A 25215-nucleotide genomic window follows, 5' to 3' on the forward strand; every position below is an offset into this window, starting at 1 on the left:
CTTTAAAGACTTTGGTCAAAGTAAGATAAATGCAACTTCTATTAACGGATACCCTCTAAAAAGATGACAAAAAATATTCGATTTTCTAACTTGGATAGAAAAAAAACAATAGCCAAACTACAGGAAGAGACCTTTGATCTGGTGGTTATTGGTGGTGGAATTACGGGTGGTGGTATTGCCTTGGATGCTGCATCCAGGGGTTTAAAGGTTGCCTTGGTTGAAAAAAATGATTTTGCATCCGGGACCAGCAGTAAATCAACAAAGTTGATTCATGGCGGATTGCGATATCTAAAACAATTTGATTTCTGGTTGGTAAAGGAGGTGGGTTCCGAAAGGGCCATAGTACATAATTTGGCGCCGCATTTGGTGTTACCGGAGAAAATGTTGCTGCCATTAATAGAAAATGGGTCTTATGGCAAATGGCTTACTTCTATTGGGTTGAAGGTTTATGATATTTTGGCCCAAGTGACCGGAGATGATAAACGTAAAATGTTGGAGAAGAAAGAGGCCTTGAAATTAGAACCCTTGCTGCCCAAAAAGATCTTAAAAGGGGCAGGGTATTATGCGGAGTACAGGACAGATGATGCCCGACTCACTATGGAGACTATAAAGACCAGCCTGCAATATGGGGCCATACCTCTCAATTATGCCGAGGTGACCGACTTTGTTTATGAGGAGGATATGGTTGCAGGGGTTAAGGTAAAGGACACGATTTTGGACACGGAATTTTCAATAAAGGCCAAATACGTCATTAGCGCTGCAGGACCTTGGGTGGATGAGCTTAGGGGCATAAACAATTCCAAGAAAGGAAAGCGCCTACATCTTACCAAAGGGGTGCATCTGGTTTTCCCATATGAAAAATTGCCTATAAAGCAATCTGTTTATTTTGATATACCTGACGGACGCATGATGTTTGCGATTCCAAGAGGCAAGATTACCTATATTGGAACCACGGACACCAATTTTAACGAGAACAAGGATAAGGTAAAAACAGATGTGGCCGATGCTATTTATTTAATATCTGCCGTAAATAATATGTTTCCGAAGATAAATTTGGAAATGGAAGATATTATTTCTTCATGGGCCGGACTACGCCCACTTATACATGAAGAAGGCAAGTCTGCCTCGGAACTATCGCGGAAGGATGAAATTTTTACTTCAGATACCGGCCTTATAAGTATTGCTGGTGGTAAGCTAACGGGTTATCGTAAAATGGCGGAGCGTGTAGTGAACAGGGTAGCCAAAAAAATGGAGGAGGATTATGGAATTACTGTAAAACCTTCGGATACGGAACATATTCCTTTATGTGGTAACGAGTTTAAAAAGTATAAATACGTTAAGAAATATATTGCGGAAATCCATGAAAGACTAACCCCTGAGGGATTTGCTCAATATGATGCCTGGTATTTGGTAACCAATTATGGAAAGCAGACCGAAACAATTTTGCAGTACTATGCTAAGCAGAAAGAAGATGATCATGTGTTGGGTATGGCCAAGGCAGAGTTGAAATTTACCATAGAAAATGAAATGGTACATACCCCCATGGATTTTTTTATCCGCAGAACTGGAAGGCTGTATTTTGATATAGATAGTATTAGAAAATTGATGGAACCTATACTGGCCGAGTTTAAAACTATCTATAAACTAAATGATAATGTTATTGATACCTACCGGAAAACCTTGGAAAGAGAAATCGAAGAACATTCCAATTTTTCGCTAGACCGAATTTAAGGGCATTGGTTAAAGTGATCCTTGATAGGCCTACAAGTTAAATCTTAAGGCTAGTCCAGCTTTTCGGTAAGTTCCTTGAAAACTTTTTTCGGGTTTTTATTTTCATAAAGTACTTCGTAAACGGCATTTAGAATAGGGGTTTTCGATTTTTTCTTGTGTTTTGAAACTATTAGGAATGCACTTTTGGTAGCATAATATCCTTCGGCCACCATTTTCATTTCCATCATGGCACTTTTTACAGTGTAGCCTTTACCGATCATGTTTCCAAACATACGGTTGCGACTAAAAACGGAATAGCCCGTAACTAAAAGGTCCCCTAAATAGGCAGAGTCGTTTATGTTGCGTTTCATCTTGTGTACCCGTTTTATAAACCGCTTCATTTCCCTTATGGAGTTGCTCATAAGTACGCTTTGAAAGTTGTCGCCGTAGCCCAATCCATGGGCAATACCAGCAGCAATGGCATAAATGTTCTTTAGCATGGCCGCATATTCCGTCCCAATAATATCATCGGATATTTTGGTTTTTATGTAGTCGCTACTTAGGTGTTTGGCCACTAATTTGGCTTTTTCCGTATCCGCACAGGCTATGGTTAAATAAGACAAACGTTCCAAAGCTACTTCTTCGGCATGGCATGGGCCTGTAATGACCCCAATGTTTTCGAAGGGAACGTTATAATTAACATGAAAATGCTCTCCCACGATCAAACTGGATTCTGGCACAATACCTTTAATGGCCGAAAAAATAATTTTGTCCTTAATATCAACGGTCAGTTGCTTCAATTCGCTTTCCAAGAAAGCGGAGGGAATGGCAAAAATAAGGACATCGGCGTCAGCAACGGCCTCATTAATATTGTCCGTCAGGTTTAATTGTTCGGTATGAAATTCTACCGAACTTAGGTAATTGGGGTTATGTTTCTGGGTCCTAATGTGTTCAATGGCATCTGTATTGCGCATGTACCAATTAACCACATCGGCATTCTCTGTCAACATTTTAACAATGGCAGTCGCCCAGCTACCACCACCCAACATAGCAAACTTTATATTGTTCTTCATTTATCTAATATTTTTTGTAGTACGCCAAGATATATAACCAAGGTATCTTGAAATAGCCCATCAATTTCCTGTCATTAGTATGGAAGAGCACATGGTTCAACAAAATCTATGGCAATGTAGGACTGTTTTTTGGAGATTCAAAACAAGAATTTCATACCATAGGGATAAGGATTGGTGCAATCCAGGGAATCCAAATTTTTGATCCTTTAGGGGTTTCTCATTGTTTTTAAGTTGTAACACGTTGATAATCAGATGTTAAAATTATTGGCATAATGATTGTTTTATTATAATAGTCAACATCAATCTATATGATATGAGAACTATAAAACTACTATTTACAACTTTAGCCCTTGCTATTTTGGCAACGGGTTGTTATACCGAAGTTATTATTGAGGACGAATACATTGATGAACCCGTTCTAAACGTACATGCCTTATTAAAATCCTATGAGCTTTGGTATGTGGATATCAATGCTACTTCCGGCAATGGGGAGGTTCCGTTTTTGCAACGAGCATTTACCGTTTCCTTTGTTGGTGAAACGGTTTTTGCCAACAATAACATAGTGGGCATTGGTAAAACGGGGAATGGCTTTGGATTGGATGTTGGGTATTTCGATACTGCTAATGGAAGGCTACAAATTAACCATGATGTGGATGGATTTTGGGTTTTGGAGGTATTCGTAGTGGACAACAATACCATTGAATTATATGATGCCGATAGTAGAACATCTTATTTTTTAGAGGGATATCAAAGAAATAACTTTGATTATGACATGGTATTCTATGACAATATTGAATATCTATTGCAGGAATATAATGTTTGGGAAAAGGTGGCTACAAGTGTGGAAGGAACGGTAAACGATTTTGATGGGGAAAATTATTTGCAGTTCTATTTTGACGGAAACAAAAGTGTATTTAATTCCTCGCTAGACCCCACGGGGATGCATTTCAACGACATTTTGTGGGATTATCGAGGGGAGTATTCATTATTTGATGTTTATAACGATGAAACGCTCAAAACTTTAACACTGGATTATGACTTCATGGGCAATGATTACTTTGAGTTGTACGTTATTAATGATAGTACAATAGAGCTGTATCATTCCAGTAGTGGAACAGTTTACAGGTTTAAGGGAAAGGGATTTATTACCTATTTGAAATCTGGAATTTCCCAAGTGGACAGAAAGAGGACAAAAACCCAATATGGGACCATGAAGGTGGTCAGAAAAAGAAAGATATAATTATTGCCGTAGGGTTATACGGTGCCGATATAAAGAAGTTTTTGGTTGGTTATTTAGTTAAAGACCGCTTTGGAGTAATTACCCAGGGCGGTTTTTTATTTGCCATAATTCTACCGTATGCCAAAGGTTTTATTCCATATATAATTGGCGGTCCGGCCAAAAGGATAAATTCAATTAAATTCCTTAAATTAAGGTATTGTTCGAAGCGTTAAATAAGCCAGCGTATGAGACCCAAGTACAATAAGGTTGCCAACAAGAACCCTCATGAGGAGATTCCTGGGAATCCTTCCACTTCCACTACCAGTAAAATAGTTCTGAACGACCGAAGTAACGGAAAACCTTCACGGATGCTGAGTGAGGAGGATTGGAAATTTTGGTTGTACAACGGGTATATTGTTGTCAAAAATGCGATCGCAAAGGAGCAGGCACAGGAAACCGCACAATTCTTATGGGAATTTGAAGAAAAGGATCCTAAGAACCCAGATACTTGGTATACGCCACCTAGGGCTGAAATGAAAATGAAGGAATTAACAGGTACGGGAATGGTGGAGGTGTACAACCATCAGTATCTTTGGAACAATAGGCAACAAGAAAAAATTTATGATGCTTTTGTGGATATTTGGGGTACGGAAAAACTTTGGGTGACTATTGATAGGGCCAACCTAAACTTCCCAATTCGGCCAGGATTTGAACAAAAAGGGTTTATTCATTGGGACTACGACCCCGAAACCAGACCACAGAATGTACAGGGCGTATTAGCTTTGGCAGACCAGACCGATGAGAATATGGGAGGATTTCAATGTATTCCCTGGTTATACAGGAATTATGATTCATGGAAACTTGATCAGCCGGCCGATAGGGACCGTTTTAAGCCAGATGTTAGCGACTTGCAGGATAAGATCGTAAAGGTGAAGATGGAGACGGGCGATCTTTTAATTTTTAATAGTACGCTACCTCATGGCATAAGGCCAAACCATTCAAAAAACAAAGTTAGGATTGCCCAATATATTTCCATGATGCCGGCCGAAGAGGATAATGAGCCCCTTAGAACTTGGCGCATCAATTCTTGGAAAAATAGACTGGCGCCAGAGGGATATGCTTTCCCAGGTGATCCCAGAAATTGGGAACAGACCAGGTATAAATCGGCTAACTTAAACGATTTGGGCAAGAAATTACTAGGGATTCAATCTTGGTAATTTGTTGTAAATGTCACATTTAGGCATATCATGCTCCTTAAAACAAGAAAATCCACTACTTTTGCCCCCTCAAAAACAAAAACGTGAAGAAGTATTTAAATCTATTCGATTTTAAGCAAAAAGTAGATTATAAGACCGAGATCTTATCCGGTTTAACCGTTGCCCTAGCTTTGGTTCCTGAAGCAATAGCCTTTGCCTTGATTCCTGGGTTTTCACCGTTAACAGGATTATATGCAGCATTTGTGCTAGCATTGGTAACTTCTATTTTAGGGGGTAGACCAGGAATGATTTCCGGGGCTACAGGTGCCGTGGCGGTTATTTTTGTGGGATTAATTTTGGAATTGAAGAATACTTTCCCCGGGATTACTCCAGAGACTATTTTGAATTATGTGTTTGCCACAGTGATCATTGCAGGCCTATTGCAAATAACGGCAGGAGTTCTAAAATTAGGTAAGTTTATACGCTTGGTGCCACATCCGGTCATGTTTGGATTTGTCAACGGCTTGGCCATTATAATTTTTATGGCGCAGTTCCCCAATTTCTATGTTAAGGGAACTTCAGAATTGATGTCAGGGATGCCTTTTTGGACTATGCTTGGACTAACCTTATTGACGATGCTGATTATTTGGGGCTTCCCCAAAATAACCAAGGCGGTACCCTCCTCCTTATTGGCTATAGTGCTGGTGTCCGCAATAGTTTTGGGTTTTGGTATAGATACGCTAACAGTAGCCGATACTATGTCTGAAGGAGAGTCCATAAAAGGAGGCTTTCCACCTTTGTCCATACCTAATATTCCATTTACATGGGAAACCTTTCAAATAATATTTCCCTTTGCGGCCATTGTAGCCGGAGTAGGTTTAATTGAGAGTTTACTTACCTTAAATATAATAGATGAAATTACCGATACTCGTGGAAGTGGTAACAAAGAATGTATAGCCCAGGGAACAGCGAATATTTTCTCTGGATTCCTATCAGGGATGGGAGGTTGTGCAATGATCGGACAAAGTTTGATCAATACTTCCGCTGGTGCCAGGGCTAGATTATCTGGAATAACCGCTGCCGTAATGTTGCTGGTATTTATAATGTTCGGCTCCAACTTAATAGAACAATTGCCCATGGCCGCTTTGGTTGGATTAATGTTTATGGTGGCCATAGGAACTTTTGAGTGGGCAAGTTTTAAGACATTTAGGAAAATGCCTACCTCGGATGTTGTCGTAATGGTGTTGGTTACCTTGATTACGGCCATTACCCATAATTTGGCGGTTGCCGTATTGTTCGGGGTAATTATTTCTGCCTTGGCCTATTCCTGGGAAAATGCCAAACGTATTAGGGCCAGAAAGACCATCGATGAAAACGGGATAAAACATTATGAGATTTACGGGCCATTGTTTTTTGGGTCAACTACTGCCTTTGCCGAGAAGTTCGATATACAGAACGATCCCAGCGAAGTGATTATCGATTTCAAGGAAAGCAGGGTAGCGGATATGTCTGGAATTGAGGCCCTGAACAAATTAACGGAACGCTATGCCAAGGTGGGCAAGAAAGTGCATCTAAAACATTTAAGTCGGGACTGTATTAGGTTATTGGAGAATGCCAATGAAATTATTGATGTGAACGTAATAGAAGATCCTACCTATAAAGTTGTTGTGGATAAGGTATAGCAGTCATACTTTTAATGGATTTGCTCCAGTAGATTATTAATAAAAAAAGCGTTTGCACATCTTATTTATAGGGGCAAACGCTTTTAATTTTTTAAAGAATTTATAAACTATAAGGTCCTTAAATACTCTGCTACCGCACGAGCATCCTCTTCGGAAAGATTCTGGTTCAGCATAACGGCATTGTTGTACTCCTTCAATAAGGCCTTGGCTATAGGGTCTTCCTTAAGCATACCATCCGGGTTCAAGATCATGTTCATAACCCATTCTGGGCTTCTTCTTTCAAAAACACCCTTTAGTGCAGGTCCAATCAAACGTTGCTCGGCCATATGGCAGGCCACACAAATGGTACTGAATGTTTTTTGTCCTTTGGCAGCCAGTTCGGTATCAATTTCATCTGCGAACGTTACAGATTTAATTGGGCCGACACCTTTGTTGCTCATGTCTACAGGGACTCCCTCACTTACAGGTTCTGCTTTCACTTCTTTTTTGGTACGGTTCATTTCAAAACCTTCCTTTTTTTCTTCTTTTTTTTCGCCACAGCTAAGGATCAATCCAGCTAGGGCCAAAGGGATAAATAATTTTCTCATCGTTTTGGTATATTATTTCACGAAGATAATAAATAGATTATTTTAATATAATTCTTCAACAAATTTTAATGCCCTTTTTTCTGTATAGGTAATATTATTTTGGCCATAAAACCCTACATGGCCTCCGTATAAGGGAAGTTCAAAATGTACGTTATTATTTTGTTCAGCTTCCTTAAAAGGATAACATTGGTCTCCCAAAAAGGAATCATTTTGAGCATTTATAATCAGGGTGGGAGTTCTTATGGCATGGATAAACTGTAATGAACTGGATTTTTGGTAGTAATCAATGGCATCCTTAAATCCATGGGCCCTACTGGTATAGATGTCATCGAAATCCTTTAGGGTGTTTATCTTTGCAATGTCGGTATCGCTTATCTTTTCCGGAAAAAGAAGCTGTTTTGCACGTAGTTTTTCTATCAGATGTTTCTTGAACCTATTGGCGTATAATCTATTTTTTGGTTTCAATAGTTCCAATAGTGAACTGTATAGGTTGCATGGGACCGATACTGCAATGGCCCCTTTTATTTCTTTGGGGACATTTCTTCCTTCCCCTAAGTATTTTAACGTCATATTACCACCTAGACTAAATCCCTTTAAGTAAATATTGGTGTATTTTTTTTCTTTTAGGATGTAGTTTATTACGGCTTCCAAATCTTCCGTGGCCCCGGAATGATAAGATTGGAAAAGACGATTGGTTTCGCCACTGCAACCTCTGTAGTTTACGGCGCAGGCATCAATACCAATGGTATTGAATTGTTTTGCACTGCCGGTAATATAAGGTCTTTGCGCATTGCCTTCCAGACCATGTAAGAGTATTGCCACTCCGGTAGATGGGCGGGCGGCGTAGCTCCAGTCCAGATCCAAAAAATCCCCGTCACTGAGCTCCAAACGTTCCCTGTGTTGGTTTAGGCCATTGACCCTTCTGATTAACCCAGAATAGATAGTGGAGAAATGTCCACTTTTAAAAAGGAATGGAGGGCTGTATTTGGCGGTGATAATAGGCATGGATAGAATTCTAAATGGAGTTGGGGTATTATTTAAGGATTAGGGCACAAGATAAGTTAATCGCATAATTTTTCAAAGATTGGTAGTCAGGATAAATAAGGGTGACAATATAGCGGCTTATTTTTTTGGAATATTCCATAAAAGTGGTATGAATTTTACTAAATTAATGCCTATGATGATTTAATTGTATGAATTTGTGAATTATTATATTGTGGATTCAACATATTTTTATATTTTCGTTAACGTTAACGAAAATTAATATTTAAATATTATGGCTAATAAGAAACTAACCAAGTTAATCTTGGTATTGCTACTCCACTTTACTTTTTTCAATGCTTTTGCCCAAGATGGATGGGAAATACTTTTTAACGGTAAGGATTTCTCCAATTTTGAACAATTGAATGGGAATGCAAAGTATAAAATTGAAAATGGGGAAATGGTAGGAACCTCTAGGTTAAATACTCCCAATAGTTTTATGGCCACTAAAAAGGCCTATGGTGATTTTATTTTGGAGTTTGATGTATTTGTGGAAAACGGACTAAATTCCGGGGTTCAATTTAGAAGTTTGAGCCTTCCCGAATATATGGATGGTAGGGTGCATGGATACCAATGTGAAATTGAGACCAGTGATAGAAAATGGGCTGGAGGAATATATGACGAGGCAAGAAGGGGATGGTTATATCCCTTGTCCAGAAACGCAAAAGGACAAAATGCATTCAAACCCGGGGAATGGAACCATTATAGAATTGAGGCCATCGGCAACAATATTAGAACTTGGATAAACGGGATACAGTGTGCCAACCTAGTGGATGACGCTACTGCGAAAGGGTTTATTGCTTTTCAGGTGCACTCCATTCACGATGCCAGTTTAGAAGGCAAAATAGTTAAATGGAAAAATATTAGGATCAAAACCACTGATTTGGAGAAGGAGCGCAAAGAGGTATCGGTGTATGCCCCGGAAATAAGCTATTTGCAAAATCAGCTTACCTCAGATGAAGTTAGAAAAGGCTGGAGACTATTATGGGATGGCAAGACAACGGAAGGATGGCGAGGGGCCAAACTGGATGACTTTCCAGAGAAAGGCTGGGTTATGGAAGACGGTGAGCTAAGTGTACTGTCCTCCGATGGTGCAGAATCCAGGAATGGAGGGGACATTGTAACAACTGCGGCGTTTAGTAATTTTGAGTTGAGTATTGACTTTAAGTTGACCAAAGGAGCCAACAGCGGTATTAAATATTTTGTTGATCCAGGTCTTAATAAGGGGCAAGGTTCCGCCATAGGGTTGGAGTTTCAAGTGTTGGATGATAAGGAACATCCAGATGCCAAAATGGGGAAGAATGGCAATAGGACCGTGGGATCCCTATATGATCTTATCCGTGCAGAGAACTTTGAAAATTCAAGGGGAAAGAACTTTAACGGGGTAGATAAATGGAACAATGCCCGTATTGTTGTGAGGGGCGGACATGTTGAACATTGGCTGAATAATGTGAAGGTGGTGGAATATGATAGGTTTAGCCAAGCTTTTAAAGCCTTGGTAGAAAAGAGCAAGTATGAGAAGTGGGAAAATTTTGGGACAATTCCGGCAGGGAAGATCCTTTTGCAGGATCATGGCGACCATGTTTCCTTTAGAAGTATAAAAATAAGGGAATTTTAAGGTAGGTTTAATTTAAAAAATTAAGGATCATGAGTGAAGGACGTAGAAATTTTATCAAAAAAACGGCATTGGCATCAGGAGGCATAGCTTTGGGAATCAATTCTATGAGTGCCAAAAGCTATAGTAAGATCATTGGCGCCAACGATCGGGTAAGAGTAGGGATTGCAGGGTTTTCCAATAGGGCCAAAGGGGCATTGATTCCTGCATTTTTGGGGCATCATAAAAAACAGAATTTTGAAATTGTGGGGGTTTCCGATATATGGAACCGCAGAAGGGATGAAGGAGCGGCCTACCTGAAGGAGAAAACCGGGGACAAGATGAGAGTTTGGAGAAACCATGATGAAATGTACGAGGAAAATAAAATAGATGCCGTCATAATTTCAACTCCAGATTTCCAACATGCCCTGCACACAGTACAGGCTGCCAATGCAAAAAAAGATATATATGTAGAAAAGCCTTTTGCAGAAACTATGGAAGACGCAAGGGTAGGTAAAAAAGCGGTAGAAGATTCTGGAATCGTGTTTCAGATTGGTTCCCAAAGGCGAAGTGGTCGTAATTATCATGCTGCCAACGACTACATTAAATCGGGTAAATTTGGGGATATCGTAATGGTTGAAATGAGTTGGAACGTAAATCAACCGGATAGATGGCGCTTACCAGAATTGACTAGTCAAATCAAGGAATCGGATACCGATTGGAAGCGATATTTAATGAATAGACCCTATGAGGCCTGGGATCCTAGAAAATATTTGGAGTATAGATTGTTTTGGCCTTTTTCTTCAGGAATTCCAGGACAATGGATGTCCCACCAGATTGATACCGTTCACTGGTTTACTGGCTTGAACCATCCAAGAAGCGTTGCTGCCAATGGAGGAATCTATCTTTGGAAGGACGGAAGAAAAAATTATGATACCATGACAGCGGTATTCGATTATGGCCCAATGGATGATCTTTCCAAAGGTTTCCAAGTGGTATATTCCTCCAGATTTACCAATTCTGCAGGGGGTACCAAGGAGATCTACTATTCCAATGGGGGAGAATTAAACTTGGATACCAACAAGGTGAGTCCCAATGGTGGATTAAAGGCTTCCCATGCCAATAAAATGGGAATGCAGGAGAATCTATTGCCAGAGTTTGATCTGTCTGATAGTGACGTACAAGTGGTTACCTCAGCCGATACCGGTGCCGATAATATGACCTCTTTGCATATGTTGAATTGGATGGAATGTGTAAGGAGCAGAAAAGAAACAAATGGTCCAATAGATGCTGCCTACAATCATTCTATTGCCAATATTATGACCACCGCAGCCCTTAGAACTGGATTAAAATCCACCTTCGATGAGAAGGCTCAGGATGTTTTGGCCGGGGATAAGGTGTTCAAATATTAATCTAAAAACATCAATAGCATGAATAAAATCAAAATTAGTTGCATACTCATTCTTTTGGTAATTTCTTCCTGTAAGGATAAGGTGAAAAAGGAGATGGTTGAGGAACCCTTACCAAGGATGGATCAAGTCACTTTTAACAATGATGAGAAGAACCAAAAGGTAGACGTTCTAATAGATGGTAATTTATTTACAAGCTATGTATATGATGGAAAAACACCTAAACCTGTTCTCTATCCGGTAATTACCAAAAGCGGTAAAAAAATAACCCGGGGGTTCCCTATAGAACCTGTAGAGGGGGAAAGGGTAGATCATCCGCACCATGTGGGGATTTGGTTTAATTACGGTGATGTAAACGGGTTGGATTTTTGGAACAATTCCTATGCCATAAAAGAAGGGGATAAATATAAATATGGAACCATCAACCATCGGCAGATCGTGGATACCAATGCAGAAAAGGGTACCCTAGTTACCAAAGCTAGCTGGGATACTTCGGATAATACCACGCTATTGGAGGAAACAACAGAATTTGCCTTCAGTCAAGACGGGGATACTAGGAAGATTATTAGGACCACTACCCTGAAAGCCTTGGAAGATGTATCCTTTAAGGACAATAAGGAGGGAATGATTGCTATCCGGGTAACTAGAGGGCTGGAGCTACCTTCGGATCAGCCATCCATATTTATGGATGCCAATGGGATACCAACCGAGGTGAAAGCATTGAACAATGAGGGTGTTAATGGTAATTATTTAACCAGCGAAGGAAAGACAGGTGAAGAGGCTTGGGGAACTCGGGCCAAATGGACTACTCTGTACGGAAAGATTGCGGATGAGCCTGTTTCGGTAACCATAATGGATCATCCCGGTAATGTGGGTTATCCCACCTATTGGCATGCCAGGGGTTACGGACTTTTTGCGGCCAATCCACTGGGACAGGAGGTATTTTCAGAAGGTAAGGAAAAATTGAATTTCAGTTTGGCCAAAGGCGATTCCGTTACTTTTAAATACTCCATTTTGGTTCACAATGGCGAGCAGCTGACCGAAGATTCACTGAACGGATATTTTTCTGATTTTAGCAATGGCCAATAAGTCTCATTTGAAATATTACGCTATTTTATTGCTTTTCCTAACTTTTGGCAACAGTGGAATGGCTCAGGATTTGGAAAAGACATCCATGTACAGTGTGTTCAATGGTAAAACTTTGGAGTCCTGGAAAATTCCTGATGGAGGGGAATGGTCCGTTAAGAACGGAAAAATAATAGCAAAGAATAATCCCGAAAAAAAGGGTTCCATACTTTGGACCGATGAAAGTTATAATGACTTTGTGGTTCAATTGGATTTTAAAATGATAAGTGGGAACATTGATTCTGGAATATTTATGCGGGGCGAGGATAAACAAAATCCTCAGATTCAAATTGGCATATCGGGCTCACTAAAAAGGGATATGACGGGGTCACCATATGTGCCTGGAGCCAGTTATCCTGTGGAAGCCAAGAATATAAATAAATTATTGCGTCTAAAGGGATGGAATACTATCAAGGCCCTCGCAGTAAACAATAAGTATACGGTTTGGTTAAATGGGGAGGAAGTCATGAACTATACTATGGATAATGCCAACCTACATGGCCCCGTTGGGCTGCAATTGCATCCGGGGAGGGAAATGGAGATACACTTTAGAAAAATAGTTTTAGGCAAGCTTTAAACAGAATCAAGTTGTAATTTTGCCGCCATTTTATATTGCCCCTATAATGTTAATTTAAGATAACTGGTCTATGGACAATCTTATCGGAATTAAACAAATTGCCAAACTGGCCAATGTTTCCATTGGCACGGTAGATAGGGTGTTACATAATAGACCTGGGGTCTCCAATGCCACACGCGACAAGATAAAGGCTATAATCAAGGAAACCGGATATAAAAAGAATACGGTAGCCAGTCGCCTTAATTTGGCAGGACGCAAGAAATTAAAAATAGCCGTACTTATACCAGAGGTATCCAGTAATTGGAGCTATTGGGAACTGCCCAAAAAAGGTATCGAAAAGGCCGTGGAGGAGTTAAGCGAGATGGGTATCCTTGTCTCATATTACTATTTTAACGATCCTTTTTCCTTTATAAAATTGGGAGACGCCATTACGAATAAAAATTATGACGCCTTGGTCACGGTTCCATTTTTTATGGTGGAATGCAACAATCTATTAAGTAAGACCAAAGCCAAAAACATTCCTGTAGTCTTTATGGATACGGAAATCAAACTGGATTACCCTTCCTACTTTATTCGGCAGAATTCACATAAGGCCGGAATGGTGGGGGCTAGGCTTTTACATGGGCTGGTTGGGACCGAGGGACTCTATTTTGTAATCAATATTGTAACGGATAGGGGATTGCACGCCAATAATCAACAAAGGGAAAATGGCTTTAGGGAATTCTTTGCAACGAATTTCAAGGGAAAGCCAATTTCTATTATGACCATAAATCATCCAATAGATCGTCCTTTCGAAATAAATCCTGAAATTGAAAACTGGTTCAAGGACCCTAGACGAAAAGGCATTTTTGTAACCAATGCAAGATCTTATTTAATTCCAGACATTCTTAAGACCTATAATGTTTCCAATGTTTCTGTGGTGGGCTTTGACCTCCATCAGGATAACTTGGAATGCCTAAGAAAGCAGGAGATTGATTTTTTAATCAATCAAAAGCCGGAATTTCAAGGGTATACTGCTATTAAGGGAATGTTCAAATTTCTTACGGAACAGGATTCCTCAGATTTAAATATGGATGTCCCTGTGGAAATAATTGTGCAGGAGAATAGTGATGCACTTTAGGGAACCAGCTCCCTCCAACACTTAAGTTGCGTTTAAGTATCAACAAAAATAATAGGCCTCCAAATATTTGGAGGCCTATTTTAGTACTAACTCAATGGCTACTATTTATTATTGTGGATATCCTGGGTTTTGTGGGTAGCCTCCCAAGCTTCTGTCTATTTGGTCTTGAGGTATAGGTCTCAGTGCATGATATGCCTGAATGTTTGGAGCTGCTTGTGGGTTGTACAAGGTAGTTCTCTCAACTAGTTTGCCCGTTCTTACCAAATCCCACCAACGGTGTCCTTCCCCTGCCAATTCACGTGCCCTTTCGTCCAAGATAAAATCCAGGTCAACATCAGCTCCGGTAATTTGCATGGCCGTTTCCATTCCTGGTACAGCAGCCCTAACCCTTATCATATTGATATCATCTGCGGCTCCACCTGGATCGCTTTGTTTTAACCTAGCTTCGGCACGTATCAAATAGGCATCGGCCAAACGCATAAGTACAAAATCGCGCTGTCCCGGTGTATGTTGTCTGTCAGGACGGGTCGGGTCTATCCATTTGTTCAATGAAGGGAACAACCTTTCTGTATATTCGTCATTGGTTATCGTCATATAAGGTTTGGTGTCTTGTAAGGACTGTGGCCAATCTATGTCCTTTCCAGGTCCTGGGATATAAACCGCAGTATCTCCTATGCTCAAGGCAGCCCTTGCAGGTTCACTTCCGCTGGCTTCCGTAGCCGGTTCATCCTTATTGGCGTACCATACATGTTTAAAAGAGTCATCGTATCTGGTGTCTTGGTTTCGGTCCCAAAGCCCCAACATAAAGTCTGTAGGTCGGTGTCGTTTCCAAGGCCTTCCGTTTTCTACATCCCTTGTCAAACCACGAAGAACATCATACTCCATTAAAAAATACAAGTGTCCGCGGTGTCCGAAATCGTCGGTACCGTCGTCAACTTGGGCCTTGGAATTTGTAATGTTCCACACGATTTCACTGTTTTCCTGATTGTTTATGTCCCATAGGTCGGCATAATTATCCAAAAGGGAAAAACCGTAGTTGTTTATTACATTGGTCATCAAAGTTTCTGCCCTAGAGGCATCGGTACTTTCGGCCCATGAAGTATAACTTCTTGTTAAGAGCGCTTTTGCCAACAAGAATTCTGCAGCAGCTTTTGTAGCCCTACCGTATGGAGATTGTGTAGGAGGTAAGTTGGCTATGGCAAATTCAAGATCTGGCACGATCGCCTGGCTATAGATTTCAGCCCTTGCCGTCTTATTGGCCTCTATTTCTATTCCAACGGTCTCCTCTAGGCTTAAATGAACATCGCCGTAGGTATTTGTTAAGTCAAAATAGTAGAGAGCCCTTAGAAATCTCACTTCGCCCAAGCGAATATTTTTAATGGTCTCGTCCATTTCCAAACCTTCAGAGCGACCTATAACGGCATTTGCTTGGTTGATACCTTTGTACCAGTCTCTCCAAGCATCCCTTACATAACTTTCGGCACTGTTGAGCCCAACGTCATAGGTGTTAAAAACCTTATGGCCTCCGTCGGAACCATTTGTCCAGATATCAGAGCCCATAGTTGTCATTGCAAATCCACGCTCTTGCCCATAAAAGGGTTTTAATAGGGAATAGGTGGCATTGACGGCATCACCAAACCCTTTCTCGGTAGTGTAATATGAAGCTGATGAGACATCGGTCACCAACTCTTCTTCTAGGAATTTATCACATGAGGTTATGCCAACCAACAGTGATAAAGCCAAGATTTTATATGTTATTCCTTTCATAATATTTTGTTTAGACATTTAATAATATATCTACTTAAGATTTTTGGCTTTAAAAAGTTACGTTCAATCCTAGAGAAAACATTTTGTTACTCGGGATGGTGCTAGATGATAGTCCTCCATCTTCCTGATCGGTTTCTGAGGATTCGGGATCAAATGTATCGTAGTCTGTAATGGAAAAAAGATTCTGCCCCGCCACATACAGCCTTAGGTTGGACATTTTTAGCTTTTCCGTTATGGATTTGGGGAAATTGTAGCCCAAAGTAACATTACGCAATTTTATGTAACTGCCATCAAAATAAGATAAAGTAGAGGCATTTCTCGGACTTTCCTGATTTTCATTCGGTCTAGGATTGGCATTACTAGGGTTGTCTATAGTCCAATAGTCCACATCTAAATTGTTATAGCGCCCAAATAAGGAGTTATTGCTATCATGGAATCTGGACCGTATCATTTGCCCTTGTCTGAAATAGAAGAAGAAGCTAAAATCCAATCCTTTGTAGGAGAAATTGTTGGTAATACCTCCATAAAAATCGGGTACATCAGAACCCAAAATTACTCGGTCATCAGGAGTTATGATTCCGTCACCATCCTGATCTGCCAATTTAATTTCACCCGGCACCTTTCCTTCTGCAGAATTGGCCAGAGCTTCTTCGGAGGTTTGGTAAATTCCGATTTTTTCATAATCATAGAATACGTTGATCGGAGATCCAATGAACCATTGGTTTCCAACATCGTCAATAGAATTGCCATTTTCATCTTTTAGGGCCAATTCCGTAATTTCCTCTTTTAGACCTGCAATGTTGAACCCTATGTCCCAATTAAGGCCTTCCGGATTGGTAAGGATATCCGCATTTATATTAAATTCCAAACCAGAAGAAGCAGTTGCTCCAATATTCTGTAGGATACTTTCATATCCAGAGGTGTATGGCAAACTTCTATTTAACAAAATATCGGTGGTTTTAGTGCTGAACCAATCCAATGCACCGCTAATTCTGCCATTTAAGAAACCATAATCGACACCCACGTTAAAGGTTTTGGATACTTCCCATCCCAAATCGGAATTGGGAATTTCATTAAGGCCAAATCCAAGGGCGGTAGTTTCCCCATAGGCATAGGCAGTACCTTCAAGCCTACCCGCCGTTTGGTAAGGATCTACAGAAGTGTTACCCACTTCCCCGTAGGAAGCTCTTAATTTTAAATCTGACACAGTATTGGAATCGCTCAAAAAGTCTTCTTGGGATAATCTCCAACCTGCTGAAAATCCTGGAAAGTAGTTCCATTTGTTGCCTTCCGCCAGTCTTGAGGAACCATCTGCCCTTAACGAACCTTGGAAGAGATATTTGCCATCTATATCATAATTAACCCTACCCATAAAGGAAGATAGTGTCCATTCTACTAAACCGGAAGTGATATCACCTTTTACAGATGCAGACCCCATATTGTAAAATTGTTGCGATTCATAAGGAATGTTTGCAACGGCAGTATAGCTATTTTCCTGACGCGATTTTTGGATACTCTGTAATAAGGTAACTTTCAGGTTTTGATTGTCCGTAATGGATTTGTTGAATGTTAACAAGTTTTCCAGTGTATACCCAAAATTGTCATTGTGCTCAATTGAAGCATCTCCTGGGCCACCTCTGTTGTCATTGGTCAAACTTCCCCTGAACTGTCCTCTTCTTCTATAGCGGATGTCCGGACCAAAGGTGGTTGTCCATTTTAATTCTGGACTTATATTGATGTCTAGGTATACCGGTGCAAATATCCTTGTAGTTTTACGCTCATCAATATATGCTCCATCAACCAGTTCGTTCAATGGATTGGTTCTAATACCATCGTTAGTAGGTAAGAACAATAGATTTCCCTCATCGTCATATGGTACTCCCAATGGATTTATGGCCAAAGCCTCGCCCATCGTTGCTGAGGATCCCCAATTTTGAATGGAGTTGGAAATGGAAAATGAGATTCCAACCTTAAAAATATCATTAATACGGTGGTCTAGATTTATTCTTCCCGTAAAACGCTCAAAATCCATATTGCTAATAATACCTTGCTCATTGAAATAGCCTAATGAAGCATTAAAGGTAGTGTTCTCAGAGCCGCCGCTCACCCCTAATTGGTGATTGGTCTGCCATCCGTTGTTTAACACTAAATCCAGCCAATCTGTGGATCTGCCTTCTTCAATGGATTTAAGTTCAACCGGATCCAAGAAAACAGCAGTGTCATCCGGAATGGTTCCATTCCAGGAAGATCTTCTGGATTCCCTTTTTAAATCTGTAAATTCTGCACCGTCCATCATGTCTACCAATCTGGTAGCCGAGGTGGTTCCTATATGACTACTATAGGTAACCTTGGTTTTTCCTACCCTTCCACGCTTTGTAGAAATTAGGATTACACCGTTGGCACCTCGTGATCCATAAATTGCTGTTGCCGCTGCATCTTTTAATATTTGCATGGATTCAATATCCTGAGGGTTGATATCTGCAACGGATTCGTTTCCACTTATTTGAGGAATACCATCTATAACGTATAGTGGATCATTGGAAGCCCCAATAGATCTTCTTCCCCGTATTCTAATAGTAGAGTTTTCTCCTGGTCGTCCACCATCGGCTTGGATGTCTACCCCTGCAACCTGTCCTTTAATTGCGTCTATACTACTGGAAGTTGCAATTCTTTCTATGGCGCTGGCATCTACAGAAGAAATTGCGGCAGTTACTTCACCCTTTTTTTGCGTTCCATAACCAGTTATTATTACTTCGTCCAAGGCTTGGGAATCCTCTTCCATTACCACATTCAAACTGGGACCGGAAACAGTCATTCTTTTGGTGCTCATACCTATATAAGAGAATTCCAATTGCTTCCCGTTTTCAACGGCAATGGTAAAATTACCATCAAAATCGGTAACGGTTCCCCTAATAGTACCTACAACTACTACGCTAACCCCGGGCAATGGCATGTTGTTCGTGTCCGTCACCGTCCCGGAAACTTCCTGTTGAGCTGTTTTTGGGGGGCCATTCAGTGCCAGAGCTGGACTGAAAGCTGTGAATAGGGACAAAAAGAAAATCTGAACAAAGATTTTCTTCCAAACAGGAATACCCTGCTGTAAATGAATTGCTTCATTAATCTGTTTTTTCATAATGTGAGTTTTGGTGAGTTAATTAAACTTCTCACGTTAATTTTAACGTGAACGTTAACGAATATAAGAATATATTTTATACAAATTGACATTTCTATAAAAATTTACCCAAAATAATTACGAGAACTATTAAAATCTAGTATTTAATTATGCATATGATAATTATTAACATAAATTAACTTAATGTTTTGTGCAGGGGTAAGAGAGTCGTTTTCTAATATAAACCACTATGTTTATTGGGTTTTTGTAGGAAATAGTGAATTGATAAGCGAAGAGTTTTAAGACAGGATTATTTTTCCAATTGGAAGACCGGCAAAATTTTATTCCAAATCCAAATTGGGCTAAAAGAAAAAGAACCGTTGCTGAGGGATCAGCTGATTTTGAAATATTTAATGGATCGGTGTACTATAATTAAGCAACAGGTTTTCAACAGAAAAAGGTCTTGGATTTACTTAGGATAAATTTCCAGGATTTTGATCTGATCTTCAATGGCCGATTTAAATTCCGATTTTAGGTTTGCTACCAATTTCGAGACGGATTCTACATTGTTAATGGTTGTAACTCCCTGTCCGGCAGACCAAATAGTTTTCCAAGCTTTGGCTTCCGTATTCAGCTCTTTTCCAAAATCTATTTTTCGGTCTTTTTTTAAATCTTCTTCCGTAATTCCCGCTGCCTTTAAGCTTGCTCCCAAAAAATTGGCATGTACACCAGATATGGCGGCAGTATAGACCACATCGCTGGCCCCGGCCTTGATAATCATTTGGCGATATTCCTCGGTAGCTTTACTTTCTTCGGTGTTTATAAATCGAGTGCCCATATAGGCCAAGTCTGCTCCCATCTGCAAGGCCGAGGCTATATCCCTTCCGTTACTTATACAGCCTGAGAGTAAAATAGTTTTGTCGTAGAATTTCTTTATTTCGGCAACTAAGGACATTGGGTTTATGGTGCCCGCGTGTCCTCCCGCACCAACGGCGACCAAAATTAATCCGTCTACCCCGGCTTCTGCAGCTTTTTCCGCATGTCTTTTTTTAATGATATCATGAAATACCAGGCCACCATAACTGTGTATGGCGTCTACTACCTGGGCCACTGCGCCCAAAGAGGTAATTATTAGCGGGATCTTATGTTTTATACAAACCTTTAAATCTGCTTCCAATCTAGGATTGGTAGGGTGTACAATTAGATTCACTCCAAAAGGAGCGGCTTTCTTTCCAGTTTCCTTTTCAAATTTCTTTAACTCGGTTTTAATCTCCACCAACCAATCCTCAAAACCTTCCGTACTACGTTGATTAAGGGCTGGAAAAGTGCCCACTATTCCATTTTTACAGCATTCAATGACCAATTGTGGGCCAGATATAAGAAACATGGGTGCTGCTACAACGGGTAGTGCTAGTTCTTTTATGAAAGCGGCTATTTTGCTCATTTGGATTGTGGTTTTAGTGAATAGGATATACTTGGATAACCCAAAAGTTACTAACTATTATATTCAATTTTTTATAAAATATAGTACATTTGAATTATTATGCATGCATAATAATTCAAATGTACTAAATAAAAAGGATGTATTTAAAAGAATTCGAAATTCGATGGAGCGATGTAGATGCCAATCGCCATATGGCTAATTCTGCCTATTTAAATTTTATGAGCCATACAAGGATGTCTTTCTTGTTGGAAATTGGTTTTAACCAAAAGACAATGTCACAGAACAATATTGGTCCAGTGGTATTCCATGAGCATGTGTATTATTTTAAGGAAGCATTTTTAGGAAAGCCGGTAAAGGTTTCCTTGGAGTTGGTAGGACTTAGTGAGGATGGAATGTTCTTTGAATTTCATCATAATTTTTACGATGGCAATGGAAAGAATTTTGCCCATTGCCAAATTATGGGTGCATGGATAGATTTAAAAACAAGAACCCTTACCGGTTTGGGTCATGAGTTTCTTGGGGCTTTTAACAAGGTGCCAAGGGGAGATGGATTTAAGGTACTTACCAAAGCGGATACGCGAAAGTTTTCGGTGCGGCCTAAGGACCTGGTCTAACTTTTTTGCTTACCAGATATACGCCGATCAGGACCAAGACTATTGCAAAAAACTTAACCAAAGTAAGATGGTCCTTGCCGGCTACAATGGCAAATATGATTCCTATCAAGGGTTGCAGGTACATAAAAACACCAACTGTTGAGGCCTTAAGTTGTGTAAGTGCAAATACATTGAACAAATAGGTTAAAAAGGTAGTTCCAATGATTACAAAAGCAATGGCTCCAATAGCCTCTATAGGAAGATGGCTCCATTGTATCTCTGTAAATTCCGAATATGTTATGGGGAGTGTGATGAAGAATCCAATTCCGAACATCCATTTCATAAGGGTGAAGGGGTGGTATTTTTCTAGGAGTTTCTTTACTAATATAAGGTAAAGGCCATAGGAAGTGGCGTTTACTATAAATAGTAGGTTCCCCAAGGGAATATTGGTGGCATCCTGTCTAATTTCGGCACCAAATAAAATTAATGCCAGTGCTCCTATCAAGCCCATAAAAACGCCCATACCACGGCGAAGGGTAATTTTTTCCTTGATAAATAGAGCAGACAATATTACCACAAGGATCGGGGTAATGGTAATGAGCACGGCACTATTGATTGGGGTGGATAGGTCCAATCCCTTAAAGAAAGATAACATATTGATGCCCATCCCAAAGAAGGCACAAACCAATAATCTTCCCCAATCCCGCCGTTCCAGTTTTTCTTTTGGACCAAAAAAGGAAATACCCCAGAATAACAGGCTCGCCCCAAAAAGTCGTAGGAAAATAAATCCAAAGGGTTTAACATAGGTGGGCATTACCCCTTTGGCAATGGTGTGGTTAATGCCATAAATAGTGGTCGCTCCCAGTGCGGCCAAGATAGCTAGGGTTCGTCTACTCACGAATTTATTTTTGCTTTGGCAGCGGCCACAACTGCTTTGCTATTTCCTACAAAAATATCGTTTTCAATTACGATAACTGGGCGTTTTAAAAACGTATAGTGTTCAAGAATAAGTGTCTTATAATCTGCTTCGGATAATTTTTGATCCTTTAAATTCCGTTCTTTATAAAGTCGCGCCCGCTTGCTGAACAAACTCTCATAGCTCCCTGACAACTTGGCCATGCTTTCCAGTTGGTCCAATGTAATGGCCTCGGTTTTTATGTCTTGAAGCTTAAAATCCTTGGGGGGTTCCAACTCTTTCAAAATCCTTTGGCAAGTATCACAAGTGCTCAAGTGAAATATCTTTTTCATGTATTTTTTTTATTGCAGTTAGGGATCACATGTAATCATTTGTGGATAAAATAACTATTAAACGTCCAACGAGAAGGTTATTGTAATCCCGTTGGTTTCATTTTATAAATCTGTACTTCCACATAATTTCGCCTTGCAAAGAAACCCAATTACATTGAATTGTACTATTTTTAGCGGCAATTGTAAAAAATATCAACCCAAAATTATGTCAACTTTGGAAAACGCATTCGATGTTACCCTTCAAAACAGAAAAAGGCTATATAAATTTTTAAAGGAAACTCCTAAGGAGATTCTTCTACAAATCCCACAAGGCTTCCGTAACAATATTTGGTGGAATATTGCCCATGTAGTAGTTACCCAGCAACTATTGGTCTATAAATTTAGTGGACAAGCCATGAAGGTGAATGAAGCCCTGGTAGAAAAATTTAAAAAGGGCACCGTGCCGGATGGTACTGCTACAGAGGAGGAAATTAAACAAGTGGCCGATTTATTGTTGCCTACTGTTGAATGGATGCAAGAGGATTATGGCAAAGGGTTGTTTGATGGTTATACCGAATATACTACAAGTGCCAATGTTACCCTAAGCTCGGTGGAGGATGCCATTATTTTCAATGTTTATCACGAAGGACTTCATCTTGGAGCCATTTTATCCTTGCTGAATGTTGTATCCAAGTCATAATATTTATGATTCCTTCTTAAATTTTAGGTAGGGCTCTAGCTCTTTGTACGTCAAAGTTAAAATAATTGGTCCGTCCGCATAGGAGGCAACTTCATATTGTTCGTAGAACAATTGTAGGCCTTCTTGGGTAAACCCAATATTTTCGGGCAGGTAAAATTTATCGTCCTCAAACATAAAGCCAGTGGCATTTATTGAGCCGGTAGCCGGAATTTTTTCTTGTTCCCTAAACTTGCCCTCGGCAAAACTTTGAAATTCCAAGGGGTCATTAAATATTTCCATGGTTTCCATTTCTATCCCTTCCGCTTTGTCAAAATTTAAAAACCGGGTAGAGGAAAATCCGTGTGCCCCACCGGTGAAGGAATAGGAATTGACCTGAATGGTCAGTATATTTTTATCCTCATAGGTTACTTTGCCTTCAATATCGGCCTCCCAGCCAACCGGCTCATCGGGATACATTTTTTTTAGTTCCAAATATCCGTTCTTAAAGGATTGGATGGCTTCCTCTATGTTGGTGGCTTCTATTTCATCATCGTAAATGAGCAAGGATATTACCTCTTCCTGCACCGAATTGTTTATGATGCTGCTAATGGGTTTGTCATCCAGGGCTTTAGGGATGTGGATGGTTACCTTTGGACAATTGCCACAATCCTCCGTTTTAAAATCAAGGGGTTCAAAAGTGAGCCTGTCATCCTTTTCACAATTCCACAATAATAAAACGATCAATAAATAGGCGAATCTAATCTTCATAAAAGCAATTACTTAAGATAGGTGCAAAGCTACAATATCATTGTATTCCCAAAAAGATAAAGGTACATTTGTATACAGAAATTTAGATATGGGTACAAAAGAATTAAAATTCAATAGTAGGACAATTCACGGAGGGCAGTCACCAGATGAAGCATATGGTGCGGTTATGCCCCCAATCTATCAGACATCTACCTATGCCCAAAGTACTCCGGGTGGCCATAAGGGATATGAATACTCCAGAAGTGCCAATCCAACAAGGACGGCATTGGAGAATTCCTTGGCCAGTATTGAAAACGGAAATTATGGTTTGGCTTTTGGCAGTGGTTTGGCGGCCATTGACGCGGTTATTAAATTATTGGGCCCTGGGGATGAGGTTATATCCACCAGTGACTTATACGGAGGGAGTTATCGTATTTTTAAAAGGATATTTGAGAAATACGGAATTGTTTTCCACTTTGTTGGGATGCAGGATACCGCAGAAATAGCCAAACACATTAGTGCAAGAACCAAGCTTATTTGGGTGGAGACCCCCACCAATCCAATGATGAATATTGTTGATATTAAGTTGGTTTCCCAATTGGCAAAAAAACATAAAATCCTGCTTGCAGTGGACAACACTTTTGCCACGCCTTATTTGCAGCTCCCTCTGGATTTGGGGGCCGACATTGTAATGCACTCGGCCACAAAATACCTTGGGGGTCATAGTGATGTTGTCCTTGGTGCATTGGTGGTCAAGGATAAGGAACTGGCAGACCAATTGTATTTTATTCAAAATGCAAGTGGTGCGGTATGCGGACCAATGGATAGCTTTTTGGTGCTTAGGGGAATAAAAACCTTGCACGTAAGGATGCAGAGACACTGCGAAAACGGGAGAGCGGTGGCGGAATATTTGGCAAATCATCCAAAAATTGAAAAAGTATTTTGGCCAGGTTTTCCGGATCACCCCAATCATAAAGTGGCAAAAGGCCAAATGAAGGATTTTGGGGGAATGATTTCCTTTGTTCCAAAAGGGGGCAATTACCAAGATGCCATTAAAATTGTTGAAAAACTACAGCTATTTACCCTAGCAGAATCCTTGGGCGGGGTGGAGAGTTTGGCAGGTCATCCGGCCAGCATGACCCATGCCAGTATTCCGAAAGAGGAAAGGGAAAAAAGTGGTGTTGTAGATGCCTTGATTAGACTAAGTGTGGGCATAGAGGATAAGGAAGATTTAATTGAGGACTTACGCCAAGCTATAGAATAAATATTTTATCAAATTTTGAAAATAATAGGGTTTACATTATAGAAATAAT

The 25215-nt window shown here is 40.1% G+C and carries 21 protein-coding genes; 12 read left to right on the top strand and 9 right to left on the bottom strand.

Features of this window, described 5'->3' with window-relative positions; all coding sequences use genetic code 11:
- Window positions 1–63: 63 nt before the first annotated feature.
- A complete protein-coding gene (locus BUA60_RS03710; RefSeq protein WP_072860363.1) occupies window positions 64–1731 on the top strand; it encodes a glycerol-3-phosphate dehydrogenase/oxidase in 1668 nt (555 codons plus the stop codon).
- Between the two features lie 50 nt (window positions 1732–1781).
- On the opposite strand, the gene BUA60_RS03715 is transcribed toward BUA60_RS03710, so the two are convergent.
- Window positions 1782–2783, bottom strand: a complete 1002-nt coding sequence (locus BUA60_RS03715; RefSeq protein WP_072860364.1) for an NAD(P)H-dependent glycerol-3-phosphate dehydrogenase — start codon at window positions 2781–2783, stop codon at window positions 1782–1784.
- A 313-nt stretch (window positions 2784–3096) separates the two neighbouring features.
- Here BUA60_RS03715 and BUA60_RS03720 point away from each other — a divergent pair, with 313 nt between their 5' ends.
- The 3 genes from BUA60_RS03720 to BUA60_RS03730 all read left to right on the top strand — a co-directional run bounded on the left by BUA60_RS03720 (window position 3097) and on the right by BUA60_RS03730 (window position 6880).
- Complete coding sequence (locus BUA60_RS03720; protein ID WP_072860365.1) at window positions 3097–4023, top strand: nicotinic acid mononucleotide adenyltransferase; 927 nt, start codon at window positions 3097–3099, stop codon at window positions 4021–4023.
- 224 nt (window positions 4024–4247) lie between these two features.
- The gene (locus tag BUA60_RS03725) at window positions 4248–5219 is read left to right on the top strand and encodes a phytanoyl-CoA dioxygenase family protein (protein WP_072860366.1); all 972 of its coding nucleotides are present in this window, start codon (window positions 4248–4250) and stop codon (window positions 5217–5219) included.
- 83 nt (window positions 5220–5302) lie between these two features.
- Window positions 5303–6880 carry a SulP family inorganic anion transporter gene (locus tag BUA60_RS03730; RefSeq protein ID WP_072860367.1) on the top strand — a complete coding sequence of 526 codons (1578 nt, stop codon included), beginning with the start codon at window positions 5303–5305 and terminating at the stop codon, window positions 6878–6880.
- A gap of 107 nt (window positions 6881–6987) precedes the next feature.
- Here the strand turns inward: BUA60_RS03730 and BUA60_RS03735 are convergent, their stop codons facing one another.
- Window positions 6988–7467: a c-type cytochrome gene (locus BUA60_RS03735; RefSeq protein ID WP_072860368.1), complete on the bottom strand. Its 480-nt coding sequence runs from the start codon at window positions 7465–7467 to the stop codon at window positions 6988–6990.
- A gap of 42 nt (window positions 7468–7509) precedes the next feature.
- A complete protein-coding gene (locus BUA60_RS03740; protein ID WP_072860369.1) occupies window positions 7510–8472 on the bottom strand; it encodes a YheT family hydrolase in 963 nt (320 codons plus the stop codon).
- A 271-nt stretch (window positions 8473–8743) separates the two neighbouring features.
- On the opposite strand from BUA60_RS03740, the gene BUA60_RS03745 reads away from it, so the two are divergent.
- The 5 genes from BUA60_RS03745 to BUA60_RS03765 all read left to right on the top strand — a co-directional run bounded on the left by BUA60_RS03745 (window position 8744) and on the right by BUA60_RS03765 (window position 14333).
- Entirely contained in the window at window positions 8744–10126 is a 1383-nt protein-coding gene (locus BUA60_RS03745) for a 3-keto-disaccharide hydrolase (RefSeq protein ID WP_084532471.1), read from the top strand.
- Window positions 10127–10155: 29 nt separating this feature from the next.
- Window positions 10156–11514 carry a Gfo/Idh/MocA family protein gene (locus tag BUA60_RS03750; RefSeq protein ID WP_072860370.1) on the top strand — a complete coding sequence of 453 codons (1359 nt, stop codon included), beginning with the start codon at window positions 10156–10158 and terminating at the stop codon, window positions 11512–11514.
- 18 nt (window positions 11515–11532) lie between these two features.
- Window positions 11533–12600, top strand: coding sequence for a DUF6807 domain-containing protein (locus BUA60_RS03755; protein WP_084532472.1), 1068 nt, complete (start codon window positions 11533–11535; stop codon window positions 12598–12600).
- Window positions 12590–13213 (top strand): 3-keto-disaccharide hydrolase, encoded by a 624-nt coding sequence (locus BUA60_RS03760; RefSeq protein WP_084532473.1) that lies wholly within the window; start codon window positions 12590–12592, stop codon window positions 13211–13213. Before BUA60_RS03755 ends, BUA60_RS03760 begins: the two co-directional genes overlap by 11 nt.
- Before the next feature lie 70 nt (window positions 13214–13283).
- Window positions 13284–14333, top strand: coding sequence for a substrate-binding domain-containing protein (locus BUA60_RS03765; RefSeq protein ID WP_072860371.1), 1050 nt, complete (start codon window positions 13284–13286; stop codon window positions 14331–14333).
- Between the two features lie 108 nt (window positions 14334–14441).
- Here BUA60_RS03765 and BUA60_RS03770 read toward each other — a convergent pair whose 3' ends face one another.
- From BUA60_RS03770 to BUA60_RS03780, 3 genes are all read right to left on the bottom strand, one after another.
- Complete coding sequence (locus tag BUA60_RS03770; protein WP_072860847.1) at window positions 14442–16100, bottom strand: RagB/SusD family nutrient uptake outer membrane protein; 1659 nt, start codon at window positions 16098–16100, stop codon at window positions 14442–14444.
- Window positions 16101–16149: 49 nt separating this feature from the next.
- The gene (locus BUA60_RS03775; protein ID WP_084532474.1) at window positions 16150–19233 is read right to left on the bottom strand and encodes a SusC/RagA family TonB-linked outer membrane protein; all 3084 of its coding nucleotides are present in this window, start codon (window positions 19231–19233) and stop codon (window positions 16150–16152) included.
- A gap of 448 nt (window positions 19234–19681) precedes the next feature.
- The gene (locus tag BUA60_RS03780; protein ID WP_072860372.1) at window positions 19682–20656 is read right to left on the bottom strand and encodes an NAD(P)H-dependent flavin oxidoreductase; all 975 of its coding nucleotides are present in this window, start codon (window positions 20654–20656) and stop codon (window positions 19682–19684) included.
- 137 nt (window positions 20657–20793) lie between these two features.
- On the opposite strand from BUA60_RS03780, the gene BUA60_RS03785 reads away from it, so the two are divergent.
- Window positions 20794–21270 carry an acyl-CoA thioesterase gene (locus BUA60_RS03785; protein ID WP_072860373.1) on the top strand — a complete coding sequence of 159 codons (477 nt, stop codon included), beginning with the start codon at window positions 20794–20796 and terminating at the stop codon, window positions 21268–21270.
- Here BUA60_RS03785 and BUA60_RS03790 read toward each other — a convergent pair.
- Together BUA60_RS03790 and BUA60_RS03795 are read right to left on the bottom strand one after the other, a co-directional pair.
- Complete coding sequence (locus BUA60_RS03790; RefSeq protein WP_072860374.1) at window positions 21254–22147, bottom strand: DMT family transporter; 894 nt, start codon at window positions 22145–22147, stop codon at window positions 21254–21256. The two genes, BUA60_RS03785 and BUA60_RS03790, sit on opposite strands and share 17 nt — an antisense overlap.
- Complete coding sequence (locus BUA60_RS03795; protein WP_072860375.1) at window positions 22144–22497, bottom strand: arsenate reductase family protein; 354 nt, start codon at window positions 22495–22497, stop codon at window positions 22144–22146. The genes BUA60_RS03790 and BUA60_RS03795 overlap by 4 nt, the downstream gene beginning before the upstream one ends.
- A 205-nt stretch (window positions 22498–22702) precedes the next feature.
- Here BUA60_RS03795 and BUA60_RS03800 point away from each other — a divergent pair, with 205 nt between their 5' ends.
- The gene (locus tag BUA60_RS03800) at window positions 22703–23176 is read left to right on the top strand and encodes a DinB family protein (RefSeq protein WP_072860376.1); all 474 of its coding nucleotides are present in this window, start codon (window positions 22703–22705) and stop codon (window positions 23174–23176) included.
- Window positions 23177–23179: 3 nt separating this feature from the next.
- On the opposite strand, the gene BUA60_RS03805 is transcribed toward BUA60_RS03800, so the two are convergent.
- Window positions 23180–23923: a DUF3298 and DUF4163 domain-containing protein gene (locus BUA60_RS03805; protein WP_072860377.1), complete on the bottom strand. Its 744-nt coding sequence runs from the start codon at window positions 23921–23923 to the stop codon at window positions 23180–23182.
- An 88-nt stretch (window positions 23924–24011) separates the two neighbouring features.
- Between BUA60_RS03805 and BUA60_RS03810 the strand changes: the two genes are divergently transcribed.
- Window positions 24012–25166: a cystathionine gamma-synthase gene (locus BUA60_RS03810; protein ID WP_072860849.1), complete on the top strand. Its 1155-nt coding sequence runs from the start codon at window positions 24012–24014 to the stop codon at window positions 25164–25166.
- Window positions 25167–25215 lie beyond the last annotated feature (49 nt).

The organism is Arenibacter palladensis (assembly GCF_900129275.1).
GTDB lineage: Bacteria > Bacteroidota > Bacteroidia > Flavobacteriales > Flavobacteriaceae > Arenibacter > Arenibacter palladensis.